Genomic DNA, 7510 nt, shown 5'->3' on the forward strand with positions numbered 1-7510 from the left:
CCGCGGACGACGCCCGGGAGGCCGCCGCGGCGATCCTCGCCCCGTGACCCTCTCCTCTCGTTGTCCCGCGAAACCCCCTCTGATCGTCGAAACCCCCTCGTAGATACGGCTTTGCGAGGGGGTCTCGGCGGGGCGAGGGGGTTTCGGCGGACGTGGATCGGGATGTCGGGCGCGTGCCGCAGACTGGGGGGCATGGTCGGGACGGACGTGGCAGGCATGGACAGGACGGGCGCGGCGAGCGGGGCGGGGACGGGCGCGGCGAGCGGGGCGGGGACGGGCGCGGGCGCGGATCTGCGCGGAGCGGCCCTCGCCACCCTGCGCGAACTCGTCGGGCGCGCGGACGCGGAGTTCCACGACGGCCAGTACGAGGCGATCGAGGCGCTCGTCGCGGGACGGCGCCGAGCGCTCGTCGTGCAGCGGACCGGGTGGGGGAAGTCCGCGGTGTACTTCGTCGCCACGGCGCTCCGGCGACGACAGGGCGCGGGACCGACCGTTCTCGTGTCCCCGCTGCTCGCCCTCATGCGCGACCAGATCGCCGCGGCGGAGCGCGCGGGCGTGCGCGCGGTGGCCATCAACTCGACCAACGCGCATGAGTGGAGCGACGTCCTCGACCGGCTCGACCGGGACGAGGTCGACGTCCTGCTCGTGTCCCCGGAGCGCCTCAACAATCCGTCCTTCCGAGAGGAGCGCCTCCCGGCTCTGGTGGAGCGGATCGGCCTGCTGGTCGTCGACGAGGCCCACTGCATCAGCGACTGGGGGCACGACTTCCGGCCCGACTACCGACGCCTGCGCGACCTCATCGCACAGATGCCCGCCGGAGTGCCGGTCCTCGCGACGACGGCGACGGCGAACAGCCGGGTCGTCGCGGACGTGGCCGAGCAGCTCGGGACGGGCACGGATGCCGGCGCCCCGGGCGATGGCGTGCTCACGATCCGGGGCCCGCTCGCCCGCGCGTCCCTGCGGCTCGGCGTGGTGCGCCTGCCGGACGCGTCACGGCGGCTGGCCTGGCTGCTCAGCCATCTCGACGAGCTTCCGGGCTCGGGCATCATCTACACGCTCACCGTGTCGGCGGCGGTCGACACGGCGCGGCTGCTCCAGGAGCGCGGGCACGCGGTGCGGGCGTACACGGGTCAGACCGACGCCGACGAGCGCGCCGAGTCGGAGGCGATGCTGAAGCGGAACGAGGTGAAGGCGCTCGTCGCGACGAGCGCCTTGGGAATGGGGTTCGACAAGCCGGACCTGGGTTTCGTCCTGCACCTCGGCGCGCCCCCGTCGCCGGTCGCGTACTACCAGCAGGTCGGACGCGCCGGACGCGCGAGCGACAGCGCGGACGTGCTGCTGCTGCCCGGGCCCGAGGACCGCGACATCTGGCACTACTTCGCGACCGCCTCGATGCCCGACGAGGAGCGCGCGGGCCGCGTGCTGGCCGCGCTCTCGGACCAGCCGGTGTCGACACCGGCCCTGGAGGCCATGGTCGACATCCGTCGGACGCCCCTGGAGCTGCTGCTCAAGGTGCTGGACGTCGACGGGGCGGTGCGGCGGGTCCAAGGGGGCTGGATCGCCACGGGAACCCCCTGGGTGTACGACGCCGAGCGCTACGCCCGCATCGCCGCCGAGCGGCGCGCGGAGCAGCAGCACATGCTCGACTACGAGCAGGCGACGGGCTGCCGCATGGAGTTCCTCCAGCGCGCCCTCGACGACGACACCGCCGCCCCCTGCGGCCGGTGCGACAACTGCGCCGGTGCCTGGTTCTCCGCGGACATCGCCGAGACGGAGGCGTCGCGGGCCGCCGCGTCCCTCGACCGGGTCGGCATCCCCATCGAGCCCCGTCGTCAGTGGCCCACGGGCGCGGATCGGCTCGGCGTGCCGGTCAAGGGGCGGATCGATTCCGGCGCCCAGGCCGAGGAGGGACGAGCGCTGGCCCGCCTGACGGACCTCGGATGGGGAGGCACCCTGCGCACGCTGTTCGCGGCGGGCGCCCCGGACGGACCCGTGCCGCCGCAGGTGCTCGCGGCCTGTGTCCGGGTGCTCGCCGACTGGGGCTGGACGCAGCGCCCCGTGGCCGTGGTCGCCGTCCCCTCCCGGTCGCGTCCGCAGCTCGTGGACTCGCTCGCCCGCGGCCTCGCCGAGATCGGCCGGCTCCCGTACCTCGGCGCGTTGGCGCCGGTGCACGGCGGCCCGACCGGTGGCCCCGGAGGCAACAGCGCGTTCCGCCTCGCCGGCGTCTGGGAGCGGTTCAGCGCCGGCCACCTCGACGTCCCGGCGGGTCCGCTGCTGCTCGTCGACGACCAGGTCGACAGCCGCTGGACCCTCACGGTCGCCGCCGGCGTCCTCCGCGCGGCCGGGGCGAGCGCGGTCCTGCCGTTCGCCCTGGCGCTGCGCGGCTGATCCGGAGCGGTCGCGTCGCGCCCCTGGCCGCGCCCGCGGTGCTCCCGGCTCCCGGGTCGTTCGCACTCGGTCAACGGCGGCGCGCAGGGCGACAAGACGCGGCCGCGAGCGCGCACCCAGAATGGATGACGGCGTCGTCCTGCGCCCGCCCCGAACGCTCGAAGGAGAGTCCGATGTCCGACACCGCCGCAGCGGCCGCCGCGCTGCTCGACCGCATCCAGGCCCCCGAGGGGCAGGGGCGTGAGATCCCCGACGCCGCGACCCGGGAGACGATCGGGCGCGCGCCCGTCCAGACGGTGACGGACCTGGACGACGCGATCGCGCGCGCGAAGGCGGCCCAGCCGGCGTGGGAGGCCCTCGGGCACGAGGAGCGCAGTGCGCTGCTGCTGGCCGCCGCCGACGCGATCGACGCGCATGCGGAGCCGCTCGCCTGGATTCTCTCCCGCGAGCAGGGCAAGCCGCTCAACGGCCCCAACGCGCGCTTCGAGCTCGGCGCCTGCTCGGCGTGGCTGCGGACCAACGCGACGACCGTGCTCGAGCCGGAGGTGCTCGTCGACGACGCCGACCTGCACGCCGAGCTCGTCTACAAGGCGGCCGGCGTCGTCGGGGCGATCGGTCCGTGGAACTGGCCTCTGATGATCACGATCTGGCAGATCGGGCCGTCGCTGCGGATGGGCAACACCGTCGTGGCCAAGCCGAGCGAGTACACGCCGCTGAGCGTCCTGGCGATGCTGGCGGTGATGAACGACGTGCTCCCCGCCGACGTCCTCATCGGCGTGTCGGGCGACCGCGAGGTGGGCGCCCGGCTGGCCTCGCACCCGGACATCGACAAGATCATGTTCACGGGATCCACGGCCACCGGCCGCCGGATCATCGAGAGCTCGGCAGGCAACCTCGCCCGGCTCACGCTGGAGCTGGGCGGCAACGACGCGGGCATCGTCCTGCCGGGGACCGATCCCGCGGCGATCGCCCAGGACCTGTTCTGGGGCGCGTTCATCAACACCGGGCAGACCTGCGCGGCGATGAAGCGTCTGTACGTGCACGACTCGATCTACGACCAGGTCGTCGACGCCGTGGCCGAGATCGCCGCCTCGACGCCGATGGGCAACGGGCTGGACGAGGAGAACGTCCTCGGCCCCCTGCAGAACAAGGCGCAGTTCGACATCGTCTCGCGCCTGGTCGAGGACGCCCGGCGGCGCGGCGCGCGCATCGTCACCGGAGGCGGGCCCGCGCCGGAGCTCGGCGAGCTGTTCTATCGTCCGACGATCGTCGCCGACATCGAGGACGGTGCCCCGCTCGTCGACGAGGAGCAGTTCGGCCCGGTGCTCCCGGTCATCCGCTACACGGACGTCGACGACGCGTTCGCCCGCGCGAACGGGCTGGACGCGGGGCTCGGGGCGTCGGTATGGTCCAGCGACCCCGAGGCCGCGCGGGAGGCGGCGACCCGGATGCAGTCGGGGACGGTGTGGATCAACTCGCACGGCGGGCTGCACCCGATGGTGCCGTTCGGCGGCGTGAAGAGCTCCGGGTACGGTCTGGAGTTCGGGGTGGCGGGGCTGAAGTCCGTGTCGGTGACGCAGGTCGTCTCCGGCCCCGGACGGAAGGGCTGAGCGTGCGGACCGCGATCGTCGTCGGGGCCGGCACCTCGGGCGCGATCGTCGCACGGCGGCTCGCCGACGCAGGCGTCTCCGTGACGCTCGTCGAAGCCGGAGGGTACGACGAGAACCCCGCGATCCACGACCCGTCTCGCGCCGGAGAGCTCTGGCACTCCGCGGAGGACTGGGACTTCTTCACGGTGCCGCAGGAGCATGCGGCCGGTCGCCGGCTGCACCTGCCGCGCGGCAAGGTCACCGGCGGGTCGCATGCGCTCAACGCCATGATCTGGGTGCGCGGCGCGGCCTCCGACTACGACGCCTGGGAGCGCTCGGGCGCCACCGGCTGGGGCTGGGACGAGGTCGAGCCGGTGTACGACGCGATCGAGAACGACCTCCTCCCCGTCACCGACGACTACCCGCTCTCGCCGATCCAGGAGTCGATCGTGGCCGCCGCGGTGCAGGAGGGCCTGCCGCGCAACGAGAACTACAACGGCGGCGTCCTCGACGGCGTCTCGCAGGAGCAGGTGACGATGCGCGACGGGCGGCGCGTGAACACCTGGATGGCCTACGCGCAGCCGATCGCGCAGCGACTGACGATCGTCACCGGTCGCGAGGTCCACTCCGTGATCGTCGAGGACGGCCGCGCACGCGGGGTCCGGCTGGGCGAGGGGGCCGAGGCGGAGGAGCTGCGTGCGGACGAGGTCGTCCTCGCCGCCGGGGCCATCGGGAGCCCGGTGATCCTGCTGCGCTCGGGGATCGGTCCGCGCGAGGAGCTGGAGGGGCACGGGATCGACGTCGTCGTGGACGCCCCGCAGGTCGGCAGGAACCTGCACGACCACCTGCTCTCCCCGGTGATCTTCACCACGGCGGCGAAGCCGGTCGGACCGCCCCGGCCCGGCGTCTCGGTGACGCAGAGCCACCTCTTCTGGCGGAGCCGGCCCGATCTCGCGGAGCCGGACACGCAGCCGATCCACTTCTCGGTGCCGATGTGGGGAGAGCTGGAGCCGCGCGGGGAGGACGGGTTCACGCTCATGGCCGGGCTCGTCACGCCGCACAGCCGCGGAGCGCTCACCCTGTCCGGACCGGGACTGGCCGACCCGCCGCTGATCGATCTCGCGGCGCTCGCGGACGAGCGCGACCTGGCGTCGTTGGCGGCGTCCGTCCGCCAGTGCCGCCGGATCGGCGCACAGCCCGCGCTCGCGGGCGAGTGGGGAGCGACGGAGGTCTATCCGGGGCCGGAGGTGACCGACGCCGACGTCGAGGACTGGGTGCGTCGCACGGCGATCACGTACCACCACCAGGTCGGGACGTGCCGCATGGGCAGCGACGACGCGGCGGTCGTGGATCCGCGGCTGCGTGTGCGCGGCGTCGAGGGGCTGCGCGTCGTGGACGCGTCGGTGATGCCCACGGTCCCCACCGGGAACACCAATGCGCCGGCCGCCATGATCGCCGAGCGCGGGGCGCGGTTCCTCCTCGAGGACACGACCGCGGGCTGAGCCCGCGGCCGGTCAGTCGTCGAGGAGCGCGGCGGCGAACATCGGCCGCGCGGCGTCGGCGCCGGGCGGGTGGAACAGGCTCGCCATCGCGTCGCGGTGCAGGCGGCTGAGCTCGTGGCCGTTGTCGAACCCCGATCCGCTCGTGCACATCAGGGCGGTCTCCGTGGCGCGGCGGGCGACGGCCGACGCGTGGAGACGGGCGCTGACGAGCCGCGGGGCCCAGCCGGCGCCGTGGTCGACGAGCTCGTCGAAGTCGCGGCAGTACGCCTCCAGCTGGGCGGGGACCGCCAGGTACTCGGCGTACGCGTCGGCCAGGCGTGCGCGGAACTCCGGCACCTCCGCATACGTGGTCCCGCTCTTGGCCGAGCGGCGGGCCTTGAGCCCGGCCGCTCCGAGTTCGAGGGCACGCCAGGCGACCCCCGCGTACACGGAGCCGACGAGGAGCTGGAAGGTGCTCGTGATCGCGAAGGTCAGCGGGTCCGGTACGCGGCCGGCGGGGATGCGGCGCGAGACGCGTTCGGGGGCCATGCGGACGCTCTTCAGGATCGTGGCGCGGCTCTGCGAGGCCCGCATCCCCAGCACGTCCCACTGGTCGGACACGGTGATCCCAGGGGTGTCGCGCTCCAGGAACCCGTAGACGAGCATCGGGTTCTCGGGATCCGTGTCGTCCCGCCCGTGGGCGATCAACCGCGTCCAGACGGGGGAGAGCGAGGTGAAGATCTTCACCCCGTCGAGGAGGTAGCCGCCGTCCTCCTGCGGCGTCGCGACCGTCTTCGACCCCTGCAGCACCCAGTCGTTGGAGGGCTCGCTGATCCCGAACGCGAAGATCTCGCCCGCCATCGTCTCGGCGAACACCCCGTCGAGAGAGTGGTCGCCGCGCGCCGCCAACGCCTGGACGACGCCCGTGCACATCAGGTGCATGTTGACCGCGAGCGCCGTCGCCGGCGCCGCGGAGGCCAGACGCTGCTGGAGGTGGGACACCTCGTCGAGCGACAGTCCGGGGCCGCCGGCCTCCTCGGGCACGAACAGACGCAGGTAACCGCGGTCGACGAGGTCGGCCAGATCCTCGTCGAAGAAGCGGTTCTCGCGGTCGTACACGGCGGCGCGCTCCCGGAAGCGCTCCATCAGCGCGTCGGGCAGATAGCGCTCGGCGAGCTCCGCGTGGCGGGTCAGGCGATCGGTCATGGCTTCTCCTTCGGGAGGGGTCGGTCGGCGCATCAGGCGCGGGCCGGAGCGGGGGCGAGGACGACGGCGCCGTTGTGGCCGCCGAACCCGAACGACGTCGACAGGACGGTGCGCGGCGACACGGCCCGGGCTTCGCCGGTCACGAGATCCGCGTCCGGGAACTCCGGGTCGTCGAGGTTCAGGGTGGGCGGCACGAGCCCGGTGCGCAGGGACTGGACGGCCAGGATCGCCTCCACGACGCCGGACGCGCCGAGCAGGTGACCGGTGCCGGATTTCGGCGCGGTGAGCGGGATGCCCGGCAGGCGGGGCCCGAACACGTCGCGGAGGGCGGCGATCTCCGCGGCGTCCCCCGCCGGGGTCCCGGTGCCGTGGAGGTTCACGTGGTCGACCTGTTCCGCGGAGATCCCCGCGTCGTCCAGCGCGGAGCGGATCGCCTGCGCGGCGCCTCTTCCTTCGGGCTGCGGCGCGGTGGCGTGGAACGCGTCGCTGGACTCCCCGAACCCGCTCAGCACGGCCAGGGATGCCGCGCCCCGGGCGTCGGCGACCTCCTCGGCCTCGAGGAGGAGCGCCGCGGCGCCCTGGGCCATCACGAACCCGCGTCGTCCGCGGTCGAAGGGGCGGCTGGCCGACCCCGGGTCGTCCTCGTATCCGCTCGCGAGTGCGCGCAGGTTCGCGTTGGCGGCGAGGTTCACCGGGTTCAGGCAGTCCTCCATCCCGACGACGAGCACGGCGTCGGAATAGCCGTGACGGATCCGACGCAGCGCATCGCCGAGGGCGACGGCGCCGGATGCGCACGTCGCGGTCACGCCGTGCGCGGGGCCGCGCGCGCCGTACCGCTGGCTGAGC

5 protein-coding genes are annotated in these 7510 nt (G+C 73.8%); 3 read left to right on the forward strand and 2 right to left on the reverse strand.

Annotated elements, in window-relative coordinates; genetic code table 11:
* Positions 1-216 precede the first annotated feature (216 nt).
* From MR1_RS17905 to MR1_RS17915, 3 genes are all read left to right on the forward strand, one after another.
* Positions 217-2388, forward strand: a complete 2172-nt coding sequence (locus MR1_RS17905; RefSeq protein WP_084344894.1) for a RecQ family ATP-dependent DNA helicase — start codon at positions 217-219, stop codon at positions 2386-2388.
* Positions 2389-2561: 173 nt separating this feature from the next.
* Entirely contained in the window at positions 2562-3998 is a 1437-nt protein-coding gene (locus MR1_RS17910; protein ID WP_067250254.1) for an aldehyde dehydrogenase family protein, read from the forward strand.
* Between the two features lie 2 nt (positions 3999-4000).
* Positions 4001-5479, forward strand: a complete 1479-nt coding sequence (locus MR1_RS17915; RefSeq protein ID WP_067250259.1) for a GMC family oxidoreductase — start codon at positions 4001-4003, stop codon at positions 5477-5479.
* Positions 5480-5491: 12 nt separating this feature from the next.
* Here MR1_RS17915 and MR1_RS17920 read toward each other — a convergent pair whose 3' ends face one another.
* Positions 5492-6664 (reverse strand): acyl-CoA dehydrogenase family protein, encoded by a 1173-nt coding sequence (locus MR1_RS17920; protein ID WP_067250262.1) that lies wholly within the window; start codon positions 6662-6664, stop codon positions 5492-5494.
* A gap of 32 nt (positions 6665-6696) precedes the next feature.
* Positions 6697-7510, reverse strand: an 814-nt coding sequence (locus MR1_RS17925) for a beta-ketoacyl-[acyl-carrier-protein] synthase family protein (RefSeq protein ID WP_169797716.1), incomplete at its 5' end; no start/stop codon positions are given.

Origin of the sequence: Microbacterium resistens NBRC 103078 (assembly GCF_001552355.1) — a bacterium.
In the GTDB taxonomy this organism is placed as follows: domain Bacteria; phylum Actinomycetota; class Actinomycetes; order Actinomycetales; family Microbacteriaceae; genus Microbacterium; species Microbacterium resistens.

Bases quoted from the DNA above. Each gene is read 5' to 3' on its own strand.
- MR1_RS17905 (WP_084344894.1), top strand. From the start codon at position 217: ATGGACAGGACGGGCGCGGCGAGCGGGGCGGGGACGGGCGCGGCGAGC.
- MR1_RS17910 (WP_067250254.1), top strand. From the start codon at position 2,562: ATGTCCGACACCGCCGCAGCGGCCGCCGCGCTGCTCGACCGCATCCAG.
- MR1_RS17920 (WP_067250262.1), bottom strand. From the start codon at position 6,664: ATGACCGATCGCCTGACCCGCCACGCGGAGCTCGCCGAGCGCTATCTG.